This window comes from Streptomyces sp. NPDC058470, assembly GCF_042721055.1.
GTDB lineage: Bacteria > Actinomycetota > Actinomycetes > Streptomycetales > Streptomycetaceae > Streptomyces.
In genome coordinates, this window is sequence record NZ_JBHXMF010000003.1 from 44,060 (window position 1) to 63,615 (window position 19,556).

Below are 19,556 nucleotides of genomic sequence, written 5' to 3' on the forward strand. Positions count from 1 at the left end.
GATCACGCCATTCACGTCGGCCAGTGTCGCATTCGCACTGGTGGGACGGTCACAAAGGGGCTGCGCGCTGCCTTGACGCGGAGTCAGCTCCTCAGCACGATGACGGGGGCCGCCTGGGCGGCCGGATCTCCACGAGCCGCCCAAGGGAGCCGAATCCGTGACATTGGCGAGCGTGACGAGACGTTCGGCGAAGCGTGCGCCCGGCGCGGGCGCGGACCCTCGCGCCGCCGACCACGGCGCCTGGTTCCTGGTGCTGCCCGCGCTGATCCCGATCCTGGTGCTCAGCGTCGGACCGCTGCTGTACGGGATCACGCTGGCGTTCACCGACTCGCAGTCGGGGCGGACACGGTCCACACAGTGGATCGGTGTGCTCAACTTCCAGGACCTGCTGCACGACACACTGTTCTGGGACTCGTTCCGGATCGGGCTGCTCTGGGCGGTCGGGGTGACCGTGCCGCAGTTCCTCCTCGCGCTCGGACTCGCCCTCCTGCTCAACCAGGAACTCCGGCTGCGCTGGCTCGCACGCGCCCTCGCCATCGTCCCGTGGGCGATGCCCGAGGTTGTCGTGGGCGTCATGTGGCGCATTGTGTACAACCCGGACGCGGGCATCCTGAACGAGACGCTGCGCGACCTCGGACTCGGGGACGGCCGTGACTGGCTGAGCGGCCTGGCGACCGCCCTGCCCGCCGTCATCGTGGTCGGTGTCTGGGCAGGCATGCCCCAGACGACGGTGGCCCTGCTCGCCGGCCTGCAGAACACTCCGCGTGAACTGCACGAGGCGGCCGCGATGGACGGCGCGGGCGCCTGGCGCCGCTTCCGGACCGTCACCTGGCCCGCGCTGAGACCGGTCGCGCTCGCTGTCACGGCGCTCAACTTCATCTGGAACTTCAACTCGTTCGCGCTGGTCTACGTGCTGACCAACGGCGGCCCCGGCGGCCGGACGCGGCTGCCGATGCTCTTCGCCTACGAAGAGGCCTTCCGCTACGGCCAGTTCGGCTACGCGGCGGCGATGGGATGCGTGATGGTCGCATTGATCTCGGTCCTCCTCGCCGTCTTCCTCGTCGGCCGGCTGAGGGGAGGTGCGGACGCATGAGGACCAGCAAGGGCGCCCGCGCGGGCCAGTACCTCGCGCTGCTCGGCTATCTCGTCTTCCTCGCCTTCCCCTTCCTCTGGCTGATCTCCACCGCCTTCAAGCCTCCGGGTGAGCTGGCGAGCCTGCACCCCACCTGGATCCCCAAGGACCCCACCCTCGCCAACTTCCGGCAGGCGTTCGACGAGCAGCCACTGCTGCGGGCCGCGCTCAACTCGCTGATCGCGGCGCTCGGCGCGGCGGTGATCGCCGTACTGATCGCGACCCCGATGGCGTACGTCATGGCACGGCACCGCACACGGCTCGCGAAGGCCGCCACCGGGTGGGTCGTGGTCAGCCAGGCCTTCCCGTTCGTGCTCGTGATCATCCCGCTGTTCCTGGTCCTCAAGAACCTCCGGCTGATCAACTCACTGCCGGGACTGGTGATGGTGTACGTCGTGTGGGCGCTGCCCTTCGCTCTGTGGATGCTGGTGGGGTATGTACGGGCCGTGCCCACCGAGTTGGAGGAGGCCGCGGCGGTGGACGGGGCGGGGAGGCTGCGCACCCTGATCTCCATCACGGCGCCACTGCTCGCGCCCGGCATCGTGGCGACGGCGCTGTTCGCGTTCATCAGCGCGTGGAACGAGTTCTTCTTCGCGCTGGTGCTCCTCAAGACCCCGGAGAAACAGACGCTCCCGGTCGTCCTCACGCACTTCATCGGGGCTGAAGGGGTCGCGGACCTCGGGCCGCTCGCCGCGGCGGCGTTCCTCGCGACGCTCCCCTCGCTGGTCATCTTCGCGATCATCCAGAAGCGGATCACGGGCGGCATGCTCGCCGGGGCGGTGAAGAGCTGATGCGTACGCGATGGATCTTCGTACTGGTCGTGGGGCTGCTGCTCACGGCCTGTTCTTCGGGCGACGGCGGCTCCGAGGGAAGGGTCACTCTCCGGTTCCAGTCCCTGGCCTGGCAGCAGGAGTCCGTCGACGCCAACAAGGAGTTGGTGCAGGAGTGGAACGCCGCGCACCCGGACGTCAAGGTCGAGTACGTGCAGGGAAGTTGGGACAGCGTGCACGACCAGCTGCTCACCTCCTTCGAGGGCGGTGAGGCGCCGGACATCATCCATGACGCCTCGGACGACCTCGCGGACTTCGCGTACGGCGGCTACCTCGCCGATCTGGGTGAGTTGCTGCCCGCCCGGCTGAAGTCCGACATCCCGCAGCGCAGTTGGGAGACGACGACCTTCGGGGACGGGATCTACGGCGTGCCGTTCCTCCAGGAGCCGCGCGTCCTCATCGCCAACGCCACGTGGCTCAGGGAGTCGGGCGTCCGCATCCCGACGCCGCAGAACCCCTGGACGTGGGAGGAGTTCCGCTCGATCGCGGAGGAACTGAGCGGTGGGGGAAAGTACGGGGTCGCCTGGCCGCTCAAGGAACCGGTCTCCGCGACACTCAACCTCTCCCTCTCCACCGGCGGCCAGATGTTCCACCGCGGCGCGGACGGCAGAGTGACCGTCCGTTTCGACGCGGCCGACGAGGTGGTGCCCAGGACGGTGCACGACGAGGTGAACACGGACGGGAGCGCGTCGAGCAGCACGCTCGGCATGGGCGGCTCCGACACGCTGCCCGGGTTCTTCGGCGGCAAGTACGCGATGGTCCCGCTCGGCTTCTCCTACCGGCAGCAGATCGTGCAGCAGGCGCCGAAGGGCTTCGACTGGATGGTGCTGCCCGCCCCGGCCGGCGCGGACGGCCTCACCCAGGGCGTCAGCCCGCAGACCCTCTCCGTCGCCGAGGACAGCCCGCACAAGAAGGAGGCCGTCGAGTTCATCGACTTCCTGCTTCAGCCGAAGAACATGGTCCGCCTCGCCCTCGGCGACTGGATGCTGCCCACCGGCACCGAGGCCTTCAAGGACCCTGCCCTGCACACCACCAAGGACCACTGGGCGACCGGCACCGCGCTCGCCGCCCACCTGCGCTCGGCGCCCGCCCAGTCCGTGCGCGGCTACCCCGAATGGAAGGACAAGGTCGCGACCCCCGCGTTCCAGGAGTACTACAGCGGGGCGATCGGGCTTGCTGAGCTGAGAAAGCGGCTGGTGGAGGACGGGAACCTGGTGCTGGCCCGCTATCAGAGATGAGCCCGACGCGGACGGGATCTTCGATGGCGAGGACGCCCCGGTGTACGTAAATGAAATTGCACGAGACGTCTCGTCTCGCATAACCTGATCGCATGACCACTCGACGTGCCCATATCGCCATGTTCTCCATCGCCGCCCACGGGCATGTGAACCCGAGCATCGAGGTGATCCGGGAGCTCGTCGCGCGCGGGCACCGCGTCACGTACGCGATTCCGCCGGTCTTCGCCGACAAGGTGGCCGCGACCGGCGCCGAGCCCGTCCTCTACACCTCGACGCTGCCGTCGCCCGACGACGACCCCGAGGCCTGGGGGACCACCCTCCTCGACAACGTCGAACACTTCCTGGCGGACGCGATCCAGGCGCTGCCGCAGCTCGTGACGGCGTACGAGGGGGACGAACCGGACCTCGTGCTGCACGACATCACGTCGTACCCGGCGCGTGTCCTCGCGCACCGCTGGGGCGTCCCGGCCGTCTCCCTGTCGCCGAACCTGGTCGCCTGGACCGGTTACGAGGAGGAGGTCGCCGAGCCGATGTGGGCGGAGCCGCGCCGGACCGAGCGCGGACGGGCGTACTACGCGCGGTTCGAGGCCTGGCTGACGGAGAACGGGATCACGCAGCACCCCGACCCGTTCGCCGGCCGTCCCGCCCGCTCCCTCGTCCTGATCCCGAAGGCACTCCAGCCCCACGCGGACCGGGTGGACGAGACGGTCCACACCTTCGTCGGCGCCTGCCAGGGGGACCGGTCGGTACAGGGCGAGTGGCAGCGGCCCGCGGACGCCGAAAAGGTGCTGCTCGTGTCGCTGGGCTCCAGTTTCACCAAGCAGCCCGCCTTCTACCGCGAGTGCGTCAAGGCGTTCGGCGAACTGCCGGGCTGGCATGTCGTGCTGCAGATCGGGAAGTTCGTCGACCCCGCCGAGCTGGGCGAGGTGCCCGGCAATGTGCAGGTGTACCAGTGGGTGCCGCAGCTCTCGGTCCTCCGCCAGGCCGACGTGTTCGTCACGCACGCCGGGGCGGGAGGCAGCCAGGAGGGGCTGGCCACCGGGACGCCGATGGTCGCCGTACCGCAGGCCGTCGACCAGTTCGGGAACGCCGACATGCTCCAGGCGCTGGGCGTCGCCCGGCACGTACCGATGGAGGAGGCGACCGCGACGACCCTGCGGGAGGCGGTTCTCGCACTGGACGCGGACCCCGAGGTGGCACGCCGCCTGGCGGAGATCCGGGACGGGATGGCCAAGGAGGGCGGCACAAGGCGGGCAGCCGACCTCATCGAGGCCGAGCTGCCCGCCGACATGCACCAGTAGGGGGGCTTCTCGGGACCGTGATCAGGGTGGGGACCTGCCGCTTCACCGCCTGCGGACGGATCCGGTGCGGACTTATCGTGAACGTATGACGACGACCTATGCGGCGCTGCTGCGCGGGATCAACGTGGGCGGCAGCAAGAAGGTGCCGATGGCCGAGCTGCGCACCCTGATGGAGGGGCTCGGATACGGCGGCGTACGCACGTATCTCCAGAGCGGCAACGCCGTCTTCACCGCCGGTCACGGCGACGAGGAGACCCTCGCCGCCGAGCTGGCGGCGGCCATCGAGAAGCACTTCGGCTTCACGGTCGGTGTCCTGGTGCGCGACCACGCCTACCTGAAGGCCGTACGGGAGGCGTGCCCGTTCCCGGCCGCCGAACTGGCGGGCAAGCAGCTGCACGCCACGTACTTCTCCGGCCCTGTCGACGCCGAGCGCTTCGCCGCGGTCGGCCAAACGGCCTTCCTGCCGGAGGAGTTCCGCCTCGGCGACCGCGTCCTCTACCTGTACGCCCCCGACGGCCTCGGCCGCTCCAAACTGGCGGAGGCCCTCTCCAGGCCCAGACTCCTCAAGGGCACCACCGCCACCACCCGCAACTGGAACACCGTCATCAAACTGGAGGAGCTCACCGCTGCCGCAGAGTGACCTTCCGCTCGCCGCCGTACGTCGTGGGGTCAACCCAGTGTGTACAGGCGGCGCATGTCCTCGTCGGTGAGGTGAACCGCGCGGGCGGCCAGGTTCTCCTCCAGATGTACGAGCGAGCCGGTACCCGGCGTCGGGCACAGCACGGGGGAGCGGTGCAGCAGCCAGGCCAGGGCGATCTGTGCCGGTGTTGCTCCGTGTGCGGTGGCGATTTCGGCGCAGACCGGGTTGGAGGTCAGTGATCCGTTGCCGAGGGGGAACCAGGGGAGGAACGCGATGCCGTGTGCCTCGCACAGCTTCAGCAGCGGGTCCGACGTCCGGTCGAGCAGGTTGTAGCGGTTCTGCACGGACGCGATGCCGGTCGACTCCCTTGCTGATTCGAGCTGTTCGGTGGTGATGCTGTCGAGTCCGATGTGCCGGATCTTGCCCTCCGTGCGCAACTCGTCGAGAGCGCCGAGCTGTTCGGGCAACGGCACATGCGGGTCCAGCCGGTGCAACTGGTACAGGTCGATCGTGTCGAGGCGCAGTCTCCGCAGGCTTGCCTCGCACATCGCCCGCAGCTGCTCGGGTCGTCCGGCGATGTGCCAGGCACTGTCACCGGTGCGGACGACGCCGCCCTTCGCGGCGATCACCAGGTCCTCGGGGTACGGGTGCAGAGCCTCGGCGACCAGTTCCTCGGCGATCGAGGGACCGTAGTTGTCGGCGGTGTCGATCAGCGTGACCCCGCGAGCGACGGCCCGCCGGAGTACGGCCACCGCGTCCCGGGTATCGCCGCGCGGTCCCCAGTAGCCGGGGCCGGTCAGCTGAGCGGTGCCGTAGCCGAGCCGTCGTACCGGCAGCTCCCCGCCGACTCCGAATCTTTCCTCGACCATTTGATGGAGAGTACACACGATTGTGCGAGGCTGATCTCCATGCGCTACATCATCATCGGTGCCGGTGCGGTCGGCGGGACCGTCGGAGGCCGGCTGGCCGAGGCGGGGCACGAGGTCGTGCTGGTCGCGCGAGGTGCCCACTACGAGGCACTGCGCGAGGGCGGCCTGAGGCTCGTGACCCCGCAGGGCACGTCCACACACCGGCTGCCCACGGTCGAGGGGCCCGAGGCGCTCGGGGAACTACGCGCCGACGACGTACTGATGCTCGCCGTCAAGACCCAGGACAGCGAGGCGGCTCTGGAGGCCTGGAGCCCACGCCCGGTGGCAGGCGGTGGCACAGCCGCCGAGCGGCTGCCGCTGGTCTGCGCGCAGAACGGGGTGGAGAGCCAGCGGCTGGCGCTGCGCCGATTCCGCCGGGTGTACGGGGCCTGCGTCTGGCTGCCCGCCACCTTCGTCGAACCCGGCGTCGTCTCCGCCCCCAGCAGCCCGCTCAGCGGCATCCTGCGCCTCGGCCGCTACCCCCACGGCACGGACGAGTCGGCCCGCCGGATCGCCGCCCACCTGGAGTCGACCGCCCGCTTCGAAGCGCCGGTCGTGCCCGACGTGACCCGCTGGCAGTACGCGAAGCTCCTCGGCAATCTCGGGAACGCCATCGGGGCGGTGAGCGGCGTCCTGTCCGGCGAGGAGGGGCTCGCGTTCCTCGGACGCGTACGTGCGGAGGGCGAGGCGGTGCTCGACGCCGCCGGGATCGCGTACGCCGGCCAGGAGGAAGAGCGGCTGGCCCGCGGCGACAAGGTCCACTTCGACCCGCACAACTCCGCACGCGGCGCGGGCTCCTCCTGGCAGTCCCTCAGCCGTGGCACCGGCACCATCGAGGCCGACTACCTCAACGGCGAGATCGCCCTTCTGGGCCGCCTGCACGGCGTACCGACCCCGCTGAACGACCTGCTCCAGCGGCTGGCGAACACCTTCGCGCGCGAGCGGCGGGAGGCGGGGTCGATGCCGATGGCGGAGCTGGTGGGCCTCGCCGACGCGGCTGTCACGCCGTAAGAGGCGAGTGTGTCGCGTTTGTTCAAGAGGAGCGCGGGCCGCGTCCCTAGCGTGAGACGCATGAATCAAGAGAGCGTGTACCCGTACATGACCGAATGCGCCGCCGAAGCCGGTCGCGTCGCGCGCGGCGTCACGGCCGGACGGCTGACCGATCCCACCCCCTGCGCGGAGTGGGACCTGCGGACCCTGGTCAACCACTGGGTCCTCTACACCTCGCACGGACTGGAACACCGGGCGCTGCGCGAACAGCTCTCCGAGGAGCTCACCGGGCGTGACTTCACGGCCGACCCCGGCTGGGCGCAGCGATACGCCGACCAGCTCGACCGGGCCGTCGCCGCCTGGGCCGACCCGGCGGTCTGGGAGGGCGAGGTCGACCTCGGAGCGGGCAAGATGCCGGCCGGCGAACTCGCCTCGATGATCGTCAAGGAGATGGCGGTGCACGGCTGGGACGTCGCCACGGCGACCGGCCAGGAGTTCCGCGTCTCGGACGGCGCGGGCCGGCTCGTCCTGGATGTCGTCGAGACCCACGGCGACCTCTACCGGCAGTACGACGGTTTCGCCGACCCGGTGGCGGTGCCCGCCGACGCGCCCGCCTTCGAACGCGCGCTGGCGGCGAGCGGACGCGATCCGCGCCGGGCCGCCGTGGACCACTGACGGCGCCTGGCTCAGCCGACTGTGTCAGGCGCCGGGGCTCAGCCCACCGCTGCCAGCGCTGGCAGCGAAGCCTCGTCGTACCGGTCAAGCAGCACCCGCGCCACCTCCGGCGCCGGACCGAGCACATCGGCGAGCACGTCCGCCTCGGCCGCCCCCCGTGCGATGCGGTCCGGCAGGAAACCGGGCGCGAGGACGTAGCGTGCCACCGCGACCCGGGCGCAGCCCAGTTCACGCAGCGCGCGTACGGCGTCCTCGGTGCGGGGCCCCGACGCGGAGGCGAACGCGGGTCGCACGGCGTGCCAGCCGGTCTGCCGCCACTTCCGCGCGAGGTCGGCGATCACGGCGAGCGCCTCCGGGTCCGTGGATCCCGCCGAGGCCAGCACGACCCCGGTCGAGGACTTGTCGGCGGGCGTCAACCCGGCCTCGTACAAACGTCGTTCGAGGGCGGAGAGCAGCAGCGGCGATGGGCCGAGCACCTCCGCCTGGCGGATGCGGAGGTGTCGCGGTGCGGCGCGCAGGACCGTCGGGATGTCCGACTTCGCGTGGAACGCCCGGGTCAGCAACAGCGGGAGGGCGACCACGTCCCGTACGCCCTCGGCCGCCAGGGACTCCAACACCCCGTTCACCGACGGGATGTTGAAGTCCAGGAAGCCGGTCTCGACGCGGAGGCCGGGGCGCTTTGCCCTTACCCGCCGCACCAGGGCGTGCACCGTCGCGGCATGCCGCGGGTCGCGGCTGCCGTGGGCGATGACCAGGAGGACCGGCTGATGGCGCATCATCGGATCAGCTCTTCACCAGCAGACCACGGCTGCGCAGTACCCACCGCTCCAGCGGGCTGAAGAGCAGCAGGTCGATGGCGATACCGACGAACAGGATGAGCAGGATGGCGAGGAAGACGGTCGCCATGTCGCTGTTGTTGCGGCCGTTCTCCAGCAACTGGCCGAGCCCCACGCCCAGATCGGGGAAGCTCGCGATGATCTCCGCCGCCATCAGCGAACGCCACGCGAACGCCCAGCCCTGCTTCAGTCCCGCCACATAGCCGGGCAGGGCGGCGGGCATGACGACATGCCAGGTGCCGCGCAGACCCGTCGCGCCCAGCGTGCGTCCCGCGCGCAGATACAGCGGCGGGACCTGGTCGATGCCGGAGACCAGGCCGTTGGCGATCGAGGGGACCGCGCCGAGCAGGATCACCGCGTACATCATCGAGTTGTTCAGGCCCAGCCAGATCACGGCCGGCGGGACCCACGCGACCGAGGGGAGGGACTGCAGGCCCGACAGGATCGGGCCGATCGCCGCGCGGATGAACTTCACGCGCGCCACCACGAGACCCAGTGGGGTACCGATGGCGAGTGCGAGGACGAAGCCGGCCAGGCCGCGCGAGACGCTCGTCCAGATGTAGCCGAGCAGCTTGCCCTCCAGCCAGGCCTGCTGGATCTGGTCCCAGACGGCGCCCGGTGAGGGCAGCTTGCTCGGGTCGGTGACGACCTCGAACGAGATCAGTGCCTGCCACACCAACAGCACCAGCGCTACGGCGATGATCGGCGGCAGGATCTTCTGGACGAAGGTCTGCCGGAAGGGAGTTCGGCCCGTGTGGGTCGTCTCCAGGGCGTCGAGGCCCGCCTCCAGACCGGCGAGGTCGTGGGTGTCCTTGACGACCGCGTCGGTCTTGGTCTCAGTGCTGGCCATGACGGCGGATCTCCCCACGCAGTTCTTCGGTGATCTCGACGGACAGCTCCGCCACGGCGGTGTCCTCGATGCGGCGCGGCTGCGGGATCTCCACCGTCCACTCGCGCGCGATCCGCCCCGGACGTGAGGAGAGCAGGACGACGCGCTCCGCGAGCCGTACCGCCTCGCGCACGTTGTGCGTCACGAACAGCACCGACACGTTCGTCTCGCGCCAGATGCGGGTCAGTTCGTCGTGCAGCACATCTCGTGTGATGGCGTCGAGAGCCGCGAACGGCTCGTCCATCAGGAGCAGTTGACTGTCCTGTGCGAGTGCGCGGGCCAGCGCGACACGCTGGCGCATACCGCCGGACAGCTCGTGCACGCGCTTGCCGTACGCGCCCTTGAGACGGACGAGTCCGAGCAGTTCCTCGGCCTTCTCGCGCCGCTCGGTCTTGGCAACGCCCCGCAGCCGCAGGGCGAGTTCGATGTTCTTGCCCGCGGTCAGCCACGGGAAGAGCGCGTGCTCCTGGAACATCAGGGCCGGGCGGCCGTTCGTCGAGATGCTGCCGGCGGACGGGGCGTCGAGCCCCGCCACCAGGTTCAGCAGCGTCGACTTGCCACAGCCCGAGGCCCCCAGGAGGGTGACGAACTCGCCCGGCGCGACATCAAGGGTGATGTCGTCGAGGACCAGCTGCTGCCCGGCGGGCCCGGCGAAGAACTTCGAGACGTGCTCGATACGGGCGGCGTGCTCCACCGCTTCGGCGCCGTCGGCAGCCTTGGCGAGTGTGGTGGCCATGGTCGTCACCTCCTGGGAACTCATCGGGGACCGGGCTTACTTGACGCCGAGACCGGCGTCGTCGACCGGGCTCTCGCCCTCGGCCTTGAGGACCTTGTTGAGCAGCGTCAGGTCGTAGATGCCGTCAAGGTCGGGCTTCTCCAGCAGACCCGCCTTCACCGCGTGGTCCGCCTCCGAGTTGAGGGTGGAGGCGAGCGGGTCGTTGAGGATCTGGATGGACTTCCACGCCGGGTCGAGCACATTCGCCGGAAGCTCAGCGCCGGAGTCGATCTTGAGCTGCGCGTTCGCGGAGGCCTTCGCCTCGTCCGGGTTGGCGTTGATCCACTTGTTGGTCTCGACCGAGCCCTTCAGCACGGCCTCGACCACGTCCGGGTGCGCCTTGAGGAACTTCTGCGACACGATGATGTTCGTGATCACGAACTTGTTGTCCGGCCACAGGTCCGCCTCGTCGAGGAGCACCTTGCCGCCCGCGGCGACCAGCTTGGACGCGGTCGGCTCCGGCACCCAGGCGCCGTCGATGGAGCCGTTCTTGTAGGCGTCCGGGGTGACCTTGTTGTCCGTCCGGACGACCGACACATCGCCCTTGCCGCTCTCCGCGTCGACCTTCCAGCCCTGGTCGGCGATCCAGTTCAGCAGCGCCACGTCCTGCGTGTTGCCGAGCTGCGGGGTGGCGATCTTCTTGCCCTTGACGTCCGCCAGCGACTTGATCTTGTCCGGGTTGACCACCAGCTTCACACCGCCGGAGGCCGAGCCGCCGATGATGCGCAGGTCCGTGCCCTTGGACTTGGTGTAGCCGTTGATGGACGGCGAGGGGCCGATCCAACCGATGTCGATGGAGCCCGAGTTCAGCGCCTCGATCTCGGAGGGACCTGCGTTGAAGATTGCGTACTCGGCCTTCGTGGCACCGAGCTCCTTCTGGAAGAAGCCCTTCTGGTTGCCCACCAGCGCGGTCGCGTGGGTCAGGTTGCCGAAGTAGCCGATCTTCACGGAGTCGAGACCGTCGATCTTCTCGGCGCCGGCGGCGACCTTCGAGGTTCCCGCGTCCTTGGAGTCGGAACCGTAGCCGCAGGCGGCCAGGGTGAGCAGGGGCAAGGCGGCTAGCAGGGCGAGGCCGCGCTTCACTGAAGCTGAGCGGATGGCAGGCACGGGAGGTATTCCCCTCGTTGGCCCGGCGGTCACGGGTTCGGTGCGTGGCCGGGAAGGTCGACAGGTCTTCGTCGCGTCCGCGACGTCGGGTGGGGGGACGGGGCGCGCAAGCGGTGCGCGTACGTCATCGCGCACATCGCGCGACTCCGCCCTGCCCGCTGCCGAGGGCGCCGCTGCCGACGCGGCCGCCCTCCTTCGCGAACGTGGAGTAGAAGTCTCTGAGGCTCATGTCAGAAGTCCCAACCGTCGTCGTCGGTCTCGGACTTGACCGGCTCCGGCGAGGCGAACGACTCGCCGACCATGCCCGCGGTCAGCGTGGTGCCGTCGGCCGGGTCGATCAGGATGAACGCGCCGGTGCGCCGCGAGTCGGCGTACGAGTCGAGAGGCAGCGGTTCGGCGGTACGGATCTTCACGCGGCCGATGTCGTTGGCGACGAGTTGTCCGGGGTGCGGGTGCAGGGACAGGTCGTCGAGGGTCAGCCGGGACGGGATGTCCTTGACGATCGCCTTGACCGTGCGGGTGCCGTGCTTGAGCAGCACGCGATGGCCGACGACCAGGGGCGCGTCGGCGACATGGCAGACCGTCGCCTCGACGTCCTGGGTGATCGGCGGCGCGTCCGTGGTCGGCACGATCAGGTCGCCGCGCGAGATGTCGACGTCGTCATCGAGGAGGAGGGTCACCGACTGCGGGGTCCAGGCCACGTCGACCGGCGTGCCCAGCAGATCGATCCCGGCGATCGTCGACGTACGCCCGGACGGCAGAACCGTGACGGGGGAGCCGACGCGGAAGGTACCGGACGCGATCTGACCCGCGTAACCCCGGTAGTCCGGATGCTCGGCGGTCTGCGGGCGGATCACGTACTGCACGGGCAGCCGGGCGTGGCAGCTCGCCAGGTCGTGGCTGACCGGGACCGTCTCCAGGTGCTCAAGGACCGTCGGACCGCCGTACCAGTTCATGTTCGCGGAGGGCTCCACCACGTTGTCACCGGCGAGCGCCGAGATCGGGATCGCGGTGATCTCGGGGACGCCCAGCTCGGAGGCGTATGCCGTGAACTCCTTGGCGATCGCCGCGAAGACGGACTCCTTGTACTCGACGAGGTCCATTTTGTTGACGGCGAGGACGACGTGTGGCACGCGCAGCAGGGCGGCGACGGCGGCGTGTCGGCGGGTCTGCTCGATGACGCCGTTGCGGGCGTCCACGAGGACGACGGCCAGGTCGGCGGTGGAGGCGCCGGTGACCATGTTCCGCGTGTACTGCACGTGCCCGGGGGTGTCGGCCAGGATGAACCGGCGGCGTGCGGTGGCGAAGTAGCGGTAGGCGACGTCGATCGTGATGCCCTGCTCACGCTCGGCGCGCAGACCGTCGGTGAGGAGCGCGAGGTCGGGGGCGTCCTGACCGCGACTGGCCGAGACGCGCTCCACGGCCTCCAGCTGATCCGTGAGGACCGACTTGGAGTCGTGCAGCAGACGTCCTACGAGGGTGGACTTGCCGTCGTCGACGGAGCCCGCCGTCGCGAAGCGCAGCAGCGTGGTCGCCGACAACTGCTCGACCGACAGGGTCTCGGTGGGTTCGGTGGTGCTGGTCATGTCTAGAAGTACCCCTCGCGCTTGCGGTCTTCCATCGCGGCCTCGGACATCTTGTCGTCGGCGCGGGTGGCGCCGCGTTCGGTGAGGCGGGAGGCGGCGATCTCGGCGATGACGGCGTCCAGGGTGGTGGCGTCGGAGTCGACGGCGCCGGTGCAGGACATGTCACCGACGGTGCGGTAGCGGACGAGCCGCTTCTCCACCGTCTCGCCGTCCTTGGGGCCGCCCCACTCACCCGCGGTGAGCCACATGTTGGACCGCTTGAACACCTCACGCTCGTGCGCGAAGTAGATGTCGGGCAGCTCGATCCCTTCGCGGGCGATGTACTGCCAGACGTCCAGTTCGGTCCAGTTGGAGAGGGGGAAGACGCGGACGTGTTCGCCGGGTGCGTGGCGGCCGTTGTAGAGCTGCCAGAGTTCGGGGCGCTGGCGGCGGGGGTCCCACTGGGAGAACTCGTCGCGCAGCGAGAAGACCCGCTCTTTCGCGCGGGCCTTCTCCTCGTCGCGGCGTCCGCCGCCGAACACGGCGTCGAACCGCTCGGACTGGATCTTCTCCGTCAACGGCAGGGTCTGCAGCGGATTACGTGTCCCGTCGGGGCGTTCGCGCAGCACACCGCGGTCGATGTACTCCTGTACGGAGGCCACATGGAGGCGCAGCCCATGTGCGGCGACCGCACGATCGCGGTACTCCAGCACCTCGGGGAAGTTGTGGCCGGTGTCCACATGCAGCAGCGTGAAGGGGATCGCGGCGGGCGCGAAGGCCTTCAGCGCGAGGTGCAGCATGACGATGGAGTCCTTGCCGCCGGAGAAGAGGATCACCGGCCGTTCGAACTCGCCCGCCACCTCGCGGAAGATGTGCACCGCCTCGGACTCCAAGGCGTCCAGGTGGGACAGCGCGTACGGGCTGCCGGTCTCCGTGGAGACAGTCACGACGGTCGTCATGCGAGACCCCTCTCGGTGAGCAGCGCATGCAGCGCGGCCGCGGACTCCTGCACGGTCTGGGTGTGCGACTCGATGCGCAGATCGGGCGACTCGGGCTCCTCGTACGGGTCGTCGACCCCGGTGAGCCCCGAGATCTCGCCCGCCGCCTGCTTGGCGTACAGGCCCTTCACGTCCCGCTCGCTGCACACCTCGACCGGCGTCGCGACATGCACTTCGAGGTACGCCGCCCCGCTGACCTGGTGACGCTTGCGCACCGCCTCGCGGCTGTCGGCGTACGGAGCGATCACCGGAACCAGAACCTTCACACCGTTGCGGGCGAGCAGGTCGGCGACGTAGCCGATGCGCTGCACGTTCGTGTGCCGGTCCGCGCGGCCGAAGCCGAGGCCCGCCGTCAGGAACGTACGGATCTCGTCGCCGTCGAGCACCTCGAGGCGGTGGCCCTCCTCGCGCAGCCGCCCGGCGAGTTCGTACGCGATGGTGGTCTTGCCGGCACTCGGCAGACCCGTGAGCCAGATGGTGGCTCCGGTCACTTGCTTCTCCTGGGAGATCTGGGGGTTCGCGGTGGTCGCGAGCACACCGGCCGTCTTCGTGGTCGCGGTCATCCGTGCAGCCCGCACTCGGTCTTCGAGCGGCCGGCCCAGCGGCCGGCCCGCGCGTCCTCGCCCTCAAGGACCTGGCGGGTGCAGGGCGCGCAGCCCACGGAGGCGTAACCGTCCATCAGCAGCGGGTTGGTGAGTACGCCGTGTTCGGCGACGTACGCGTCCACGTCGTCCTGCGTCCAGCGGGCGATCGGGGAGATCTTGACCTTGCGGCGCTTCTCGTCCCAGCCGACGACCGGGGTGTTCGCCCGGGTCGGGGACTCGTCGCGGCGCAGGCCCGTCGCCCAGGCGCTGTACTTGGTGAGCCCCTCCTCAAGGGGCTTGACCTTGCGCAGCGCGCAGCACAGGTCGGGGTTGCGGTCGTGCAACCGGGGGCCGTACTCGGCGTCCTGCTCGGCGACCGTCCGGCGCGGGGTGAGCGTGATGACGTTGACGTCCATCACGGCCTCCACGGCGTCCCGGGTGCCGATGGTCTCCGGGAAGTGGTAGCCGGTGTCGAGGAAGACGACGTCCACTCCGGGGAGGGCGCGGGAGGCGAGATGGGCGACCACCGCGTCCTCCATGGAGGAGGTCACGCAGAACTTCGCGCCGAAGGTATCGACCGCCCACCGGAGGATCTCCAGGGCGGAGGCGTCCTCCAGGTCGCGCCCCGCCTGCTCGGCGAGGCTCCTCAAGTCCTCGTCCGTGCGCTCTTCCTGAATCGTCGTCATATCTCTGCCCCTCCATCGTCATTCCGCTGAAGACCCCGGGACAGCAACCCGAGGAACTTCAGCTGAAAGGCCCGATTGCACGCTGCGCATTCCCACGCGCCGTGGCCCTGCTCACTGGGACGAAGGTCTTCGTCACCGCAGTAGGGACAGTAGAAAGGGGCGGCTCGCTCGCTCATGTCAGCGACTCCTCGCCGGCACGCGTGGCCCAGGTGGCAAAACGCTCGCCGTCCTTACGCTCCTCCTGGAAGCGCTTGAGGACCCGCTCGATGTAGTCGGGCAGCTCGTCCGAAGTGACCTTCAGGCCGCGGACCTTGCGGCCGAACGCGGCCTCCAGACCGAGCGCGCCGCCCAGGTGCACCTGGAAGCCCTCGACCTGGTTGCCCTCGCCGTCCAGGACCAGCTGGCCCTTGAGACCGATGTCCGCGACCTGGATACGGGCGCAGGCGTTCGGGCAGCCGTTGATGTTGATGGTGATCGGCTCTTCGAACTCGGGGATACGGCGCTCGAGTTCGTCGATCAGGGAGGCACCGCGCGCCTTGGTCTCGACGATCGCGAGCTTGCAGTACTCGATACCGGTGCAGGCCATCGTGCCGCGCCGGAAGGGGGAGGGATTGACCCTGAGGTCGAGAGCCTCAAGCCCGGCAACCAGCGAGTCGATCTGCTCCTGCTCCACATCGAGGACGATCATCTTCTGCTCGACGGTGGTCCGCAGACGGCCCGAGCCGTGCGCTGCGGCCAGCTCGGCGATCTTCGTGAGGGTGGCGCCGTCCACGCGGCCCACACGCGGTGCGAAACCGACGTAGAAGAGGCCGTCCTTCTGCCGGTGCACACCGACGTGGTCGCGCCAGCGGGCGACCGGCTGGTCGGGCGCGGGACCGTCGAGAAGCTTCCGCTTGAGGTAGTCGTCCTCCAGGATCTGGCGGAACTTCTCGATGCCCCAGTCGGCGACCAGGAACTTCAGGCGGGCGCGGGTGCGCAGCCGCCGGTAGCCGTAGTCGCGGAAGATCGAGATGACGCCCTCGTAGACGTCCGGGACCTCGTCCAGTGGGACCCAGGCGCCGAGGCGCTGGCCGATCTTGGGGTTGGTGGAGAGACCGCCGCCGACCCAGACGTCGAAGCCGGGGCCGTGCTCCGGGTGGTTCACGCCGACGAAGGCGATGTCGTTGATCTCGTGCGCCACATCCAGCAGCGGTGAGCCGGAGATCGCGGACTTGAACTTGCGGGGCAGGTTCGAGAAGTCCTTGTTGCCGATGATCCGGCGGTGGATCGCGTCGATCGCGGGCGTGCCGTCGATGATCTCGTCCTCGGCGATCCCGGCGACGGGCGAGCCGAGGATGACGCGGGGCGTGTCACCGCAGGCCTCGGTCGTGGAGAGCCCGACCGCTTCGAGGCGCTCCCAGATCTCCGGGACGTCCTCGATGCGGATCCAGTGGTACTGCACGTTCTGCCGGTCGGTGAGGTCGGCGGTGCCGCGCGCGAACTCCTGCGAGATCTCGCCGATGACCCGCAGCTGCTCGGTGGTCAGCCGCCCGCCGTCGATGCGCACGCGCAGCATGAAGTACTTGTCGTCCAGCTCCTCCGGCTCCAGGATCGCGGTCTTGCCGCCGTCGATCCCGGGCTTGCGCTGGGTGTAGAGGCCCCACCAGCGCATCCGGCCGCGCAGGTCGTTCGGGTCGATCGAGTCGAAGCCGCGCTTGGAGTAGATCGTCTCAATGCGTGTCCGCACATTGAGACCGTCGTCGTCCTTCTTGAACTGTTCGTTGCCGTTGAGCGGGGTGAAATGACCCACGGCCCACTGACCCTCACCGCGGTGACGGCTCACCTTGCGGCGGGGCGCGGCGGGGGGATTCTGCGGGGTGGCGGCCATGGTTGATACGTCCTTCGGGACTGCGGGGACAGGAAGGAGAGCGGCCCTCGCCTGCGTGAACGAGCACATACGGAAGTACGTGCGCCTCATTGCGCAGGGGGAGGCAAACGGGAAATGCCGGCTGTGCCGGGGCTGTCAGCTTGCCGGACAGATGGCGCTGGATACACGGCCGAGGTCGACGTGCCGCCGACTCACCAAGGCAATCCCAGTTCCAGACATGACGGAAGCGTGTCACGGGGGTCTCGGGGCAGTCCACCGTCATCCATCATGTGGACACCCTGGTCCCGGATCGTGAGACGCCGATGGTGTCGGTCACATGACCGGGTCCTCCGTCCTGCCGAGGCCAGTCAAGATCCCATGACGGCGCAGGTCAGTGACGGTTCAGACGGCCCGGGCCCCCGGCCACGGGCCCGGTGCGGCCACCTCACTCCGCTCCGTCACCTCGGTGTCGAAGAGTCTGAAACCACGCCGCAGGTAGTTGTCCAATGCATGCTCCCCGTCCTCGCTGCAGGTATGCAGCCAGACCCGCTTGGTCCCGGCGCGCTCCGGCAGGCGCTCCGCCAGGTCCCAGGCCCGCGCGACACCGTAGGAGAGGAGATGTCCGCCGATCCGGCGCCCTCGGAAGGCGGGGATCAGCCCGAAGTAGGCGATCTCCACGACACCGTCGTCCTGCGGGCCGAGCTCCACGTACCCGGCGGGCGTCCCGCGGTCGTATGCAACCCAGGTCTCCACACCCGACTTGTCCAGGAGCTCCTGCCACCGCTCGTACGACCAGCCGAGCCGGTCGGTCCAGCGGATGTCCCCGCCGACCGACGCGTACAGGAACCGGCTGAACTCGGGCGAGGGGACCTCGGCGCGGACGATCCGGACGTCCCCGGCGGGCGTGATCGCGGGGAGCAGATCGGTCGGCGTCGTCTGCTCGAGGGACCAGGTGGTCACGGTGACGTTGCTCATGCAAGCCAGGGAATCACGGAGGTGAAGGCGCCTCCACAGCGGGCTTTGCCCGGCCGCTCCGGCGCCGAGCGCCCGCCGCTGCGGGGCGTTCCTATTCGAGCGAGCTGTCGACCGAGGGCAGCGGAACCGCATAGAGAACCCGCCCCGCGGCCGTGTCGGTGCCCGCCGCGCCGGTCAGCGTCCAGAGCTCGTTCGTCTCCTGCCAGTAGGACAGGGACGCGGTGCCCAGGCCCCAGCAGGCGTACGACAGGTCCGTGGTGCACGTGGCCGCTTCGGCGCCGCTGTCCGTCTGGCGCCAGAGGGTGGCGTGCCTGATGTCACCGGCCGGTGTCTGGGCGACGTACCACTCGGCCTCGTCCGCGCCGTCCGGCCGGTGCGAGAGGACGCCGGACACTCCGGTGGCCTTGGTCTCGTAGACCTCGGCCGGGTCGACCCGGCCCTGGGAGCCCGCGGCGAGCAGTCCGGTGCGGTCGGCCGCGGTGCTGTACGGGTAACGCCAGACGCGGGCGCGGTCTGTGCTGTCGGGGGTGGACAACTCGGTGGCGACCAGGCTGTCCGGCGTCGAGGTGCGGTCCAGGGAGAGCGAGCCGAAGCAGGGGACGGACTCGTCGTCGCCCGTCGTACAGGAGCCGCCGGCCAGGTCGTACGACGCAATGGCCGGCAACACGTACTGGTAGCCGTCCGCCGAGTAACCGCCGCTCACTCTGCCGATCGCGCCGCTGTTCACGTCGGTCTTGAGGATGCGGCGCATGTCGAAGGCGAGCAGGGCCGTGCCATTGCGGGCGGTGACGATCAGCTTGTCCTGATACCAGACCATGCCGCCCAGGCCCGAACGGACCGCCTCGAAGTCCTTCCCGCCGTCCTGCGGTACGACGAGCAGGGCGTAGCGGTACGTGAGGGCGTGCGGGTCGGTCGTATCGATGAACGCGATCCGGGCGAGGCCCTCGTCGTACGTCGGCTCACCCGTCCGGGGGTCGTCGGCGGCCTGCTGGTCCTGGTGCGTCCAGCCGGCCAGGATCACCCGGTGGTCGCCCCAGGTGCCGTCCTCATGGGCGTCCCCGGAGGTCGTGACGGACCGTGGCAGCCACTGCCGGGCCGTCGCGTCGGCACTGTCCCAGCAGTACGCGCGCGTGGCGGCCGGCTCGACGGGCAGCGCGGCGCGCTCGGAATCGGCGCAGTCGCCCTCGTTCCGCATCGAGTGATCGGCGCTCTCCAGCACGGCGGCGACGCCTACGTTCCCGCCCATACGCCGGGTGAGCGTGTCCAGCGTTCTCCGGTCGGCCGGGTTCTCGTCGAGGCGGAGCTGTGCGGTCTGCGAGGACGAGGTGAGCGGGGTCAGCGCGCCCGGACTGCCGCTGCTCGTGGCCTGGGAGGCACTGATCAGGGTGGCCGCCGCGGTGAGCGCGAGGGCGGTTCCGGCCAGCGTGGCCCGCAGTGCCTGACCCCTCCTACGACGACGATGCCTGCCGCGCTGCTTCATGCGTCCTCCCGAGTCAGGCCAACTACCTCTCGCACTCGGTGCGTTGACGGAGAGGCGGGTGGGGTGGCCTGTGAGGGGATGCTACGGCAGAGACCCACGGG

General features: G+C 69.6%; 21 protein-coding genes. 7 read left to right on the plus strand and 14 right to left on the minus strand.

Going from position 1 to position 19,556, the window contains the following annotated elements:
* Positions 1 to 157: 157 nt before the first annotated feature.
* The 5 genes from ACFWP7_RS02830 (at position 158) to ACFWP7_RS02850 (ending at position 5,141) form a co-directional block, all read left to right on the plus strand.
* Positions 158 to 1,093 (plus strand): carbohydrate ABC transporter permease, encoded by a 936-nt coding sequence (locus tag ACFWP7_RS02830; RefSeq protein ID WP_384374959.1) that lies wholly within the window; start codon positions 158 to 160, stop codon positions 1,091 to 1,093.
* The gene (locus ACFWP7_RS02835) at positions 1,090 to 1,923 is read left to right on the plus strand and encodes a carbohydrate ABC transporter permease (RefSeq protein WP_384374962.1); all 834 of its coding nucleotides are present in this window, start codon (positions 1,090 to 1,092) and stop codon (positions 1,921 to 1,923) included. The genes ACFWP7_RS02830 and ACFWP7_RS02835 overlap by 4 nt, the downstream gene beginning before the upstream one ends.
* On the plus strand, positions 1,923 to 3,200 hold the full coding sequence (locus ACFWP7_RS02840; protein ID WP_384374965.1) for an ABC transporter substrate-binding protein: 1,278 nt from the start codon (positions 1,923 to 1,925) through the stop codon (positions 3,198 to 3,200). The genes ACFWP7_RS02835 and ACFWP7_RS02840 overlap by 1 nt, the downstream gene beginning before the upstream one ends.
* 92 nt (positions 3,201 to 3,292) lie before the next feature.
* Entirely contained in the window at positions 3,293 to 4,501 is a 1,209-nt protein-coding gene (gene mgt, locus ACFWP7_RS02845; protein ID WP_384374968.1) for a macrolide-inactivating glycosyltransferase, read from the plus strand.
* An 85-nt stretch (positions 4,502 to 4,586) separates the two neighbouring features.
* Positions 4,587 to 5,141 (plus strand): DUF1697 domain-containing protein, encoded by a 555-nt coding sequence (locus tag ACFWP7_RS02850; RefSeq protein WP_384374971.1) that lies wholly within the window; start codon positions 4,587 to 4,589, stop codon positions 5,139 to 5,141.
* Positions 5,142 to 5,170: 29 nt separating this feature from the next.
* Here ACFWP7_RS02850 and ACFWP7_RS02855 read toward each other — a convergent pair whose 3' ends face one another.
* Complete coding sequence (locus ACFWP7_RS02855) at positions 5,171 to 6,010, minus strand: aldo/keto reductase (protein WP_384374974.1); 840 nt, start codon at positions 6,008 to 6,010, stop codon at positions 5,171 to 5,173.
* 39 nt (positions 6,011 to 6,049) lie between these two features.
* On the opposite strand from ACFWP7_RS02855, the gene ACFWP7_RS02860 reads away from it, so the two are divergent.
* Both ACFWP7_RS02860 and ACFWP7_RS02865 read left to right on the plus strand, forming a co-directional pair.
* Positions 6,050 to 7,060, plus strand: a complete 1,011-nt coding sequence (locus tag ACFWP7_RS02860) for a ketopantoate reductase family protein (RefSeq protein ID WP_384374977.1) — start codon at positions 6,050 to 6,052, stop codon at positions 7,058 to 7,060.
* Positions 7,061 to 7,120: 60 nt separating this feature from the next.
* Complete coding sequence (locus ACFWP7_RS02865; RefSeq protein ID WP_384374980.1) at positions 7,121 to 7,714, plus strand: TIGR03086 family metal-binding protein; 594 nt, start codon at positions 7,121 to 7,123, stop codon at positions 7,712 to 7,714.
* 38 nt (positions 7,715 to 7,752) lie between these two features.
* On the opposite strand, the gene ACFWP7_RS02870 is transcribed toward ACFWP7_RS02865, so the two are convergent.
* The 13 genes from ACFWP7_RS02870 to ACFWP7_RS02930 all read right to left on the minus strand — a co-directional run bounded on the left by ACFWP7_RS02870 (position 7,753) and on the right by ACFWP7_RS02930 (position 19,455).
* The gene (locus ACFWP7_RS02870) at positions 7,753 to 8,490 is read right to left on the minus strand and encodes a sirohydrochlorin chelatase (RefSeq protein ID WP_384375408.1); all 738 of its coding nucleotides are present in this window, start codon (positions 8,488 to 8,490) and stop codon (positions 7,753 to 7,755) included.
* 7 nt (positions 8,491 to 8,497) lie between these two features.
* Complete coding sequence (locus ACFWP7_RS02875) at positions 8,498 to 9,400, minus strand: ABC transporter permease (RefSeq protein ID WP_384374982.1); 903 nt, start codon at positions 9,398 to 9,400, stop codon at positions 8,498 to 8,500.
* Complete coding sequence (locus ACFWP7_RS02880) at positions 9,387 to 10,175, minus strand: ABC transporter ATP-binding protein (protein WP_384374985.1); 789 nt, start codon at positions 10,173 to 10,175, stop codon at positions 9,387 to 9,389. The genes ACFWP7_RS02875 and ACFWP7_RS02880 overlap by 14 nt, the downstream gene beginning before the upstream one ends.
* A gap of 36 nt (positions 10,176 to 10,211) precedes the next feature.
* The gene (locus ACFWP7_RS02885; RefSeq protein ID WP_384374988.1) at positions 10,212 to 11,321 is read right to left on the minus strand and encodes an aliphatic sulfonate ABC transporter substrate-binding protein; all 1,110 of its coding nucleotides are present in this window, start codon (positions 11,319 to 11,321) and stop codon (positions 10,212 to 10,214) included.
* Positions 11,322 to 11,551: 230 nt separating this feature from the next.
* Positions 11,552 to 12,907: a sulfate adenylyltransferase subunit 1 gene (locus tag ACFWP7_RS02890; protein ID WP_384374991.1), complete on the minus strand. Its 1,356-nt coding sequence runs from the start codon at positions 12,905 to 12,907 to the stop codon at positions 11,552 to 11,554.
* Positions 12,908 to 12,909: 2 nt separating this feature from the next.
* Positions 12,910 to 13,845: a sulfate adenylyltransferase subunit CysD gene (gene cysD, locus ACFWP7_RS02895; RefSeq protein WP_384374994.1), complete on the minus strand. Its 936-nt coding sequence runs from the start codon at positions 13,843 to 13,845 to the stop codon at positions 12,910 to 12,912.
* Positions 13,842 to 14,447 carry an adenylyl-sulfate kinase gene (gene cysC, locus ACFWP7_RS02900; RefSeq protein WP_384374997.1) on the minus strand — a complete coding sequence of 202 codons (606 nt, stop codon included), beginning with the start codon at positions 14,445 to 14,447 and terminating at the stop codon, positions 13,842 to 13,844. The genes cysD and cysC overlap by 4 nt, the downstream gene beginning before the upstream one ends.
* Positions 14,444 to 15,154, minus strand: coding sequence for a phosphoadenylyl-sulfate reductase (locus tag ACFWP7_RS02905; RefSeq protein ID WP_384375000.1), 711 nt, complete (start codon positions 15,152 to 15,154; stop codon positions 14,444 to 14,446). The genes cysC and ACFWP7_RS02905 overlap by 4 nt, the downstream gene beginning before the upstream one ends.
* On the minus strand, positions 15,151 to 15,330 hold the full coding sequence (locus ACFWP7_RS02910) for a hypothetical protein (protein ID WP_365426650.1): 180 nt from the start codon (positions 15,328 to 15,330) through the stop codon (positions 15,151 to 15,153). Before ACFWP7_RS02910 ends, ACFWP7_RS02905 begins: the two co-directional genes overlap by 4 nt.
* Positions 15,327 to 17,021 (minus strand): nitrite/sulfite reductase, encoded by a 1,695-nt coding sequence (locus ACFWP7_RS02915; RefSeq protein ID WP_384375003.1) that lies wholly within the window; start codon positions 17,019 to 17,021, stop codon positions 15,327 to 15,329. Before ACFWP7_RS02915 ends, ACFWP7_RS02910 begins: the two co-directional genes overlap by 4 nt.
* A 135-nt stretch (positions 17,022 to 17,156) precedes the next feature.
* A complete protein-coding gene (locus tag ACFWP7_RS02920; RefSeq protein ID WP_311203059.1) occupies positions 17,157 to 17,240 on the minus strand; it encodes a putative leader peptide in 84 nt (27 codons plus the stop codon).
* A 162-nt stretch (positions 17,241 to 17,402) separates the two neighbouring features.
* Positions 17,403 to 17,975 carry a GNAT family N-acetyltransferase gene (locus ACFWP7_RS02925; protein WP_384375006.1) on the minus strand — a complete coding sequence of 191 codons (573 nt, stop codon included), beginning with the start codon at positions 17,973 to 17,975 and terminating at the stop codon, positions 17,403 to 17,405.
* Positions 17,976 to 18,066: 91 nt separating this feature from the next.
* A complete protein-coding gene (locus ACFWP7_RS02930; protein WP_384375009.1) occupies positions 18,067 to 19,455 on the minus strand; it encodes a hypothetical protein in 1,389 nt (462 codons plus the stop codon).
* Positions 19,456 to 19,556 lie beyond the last annotated feature (101 nt).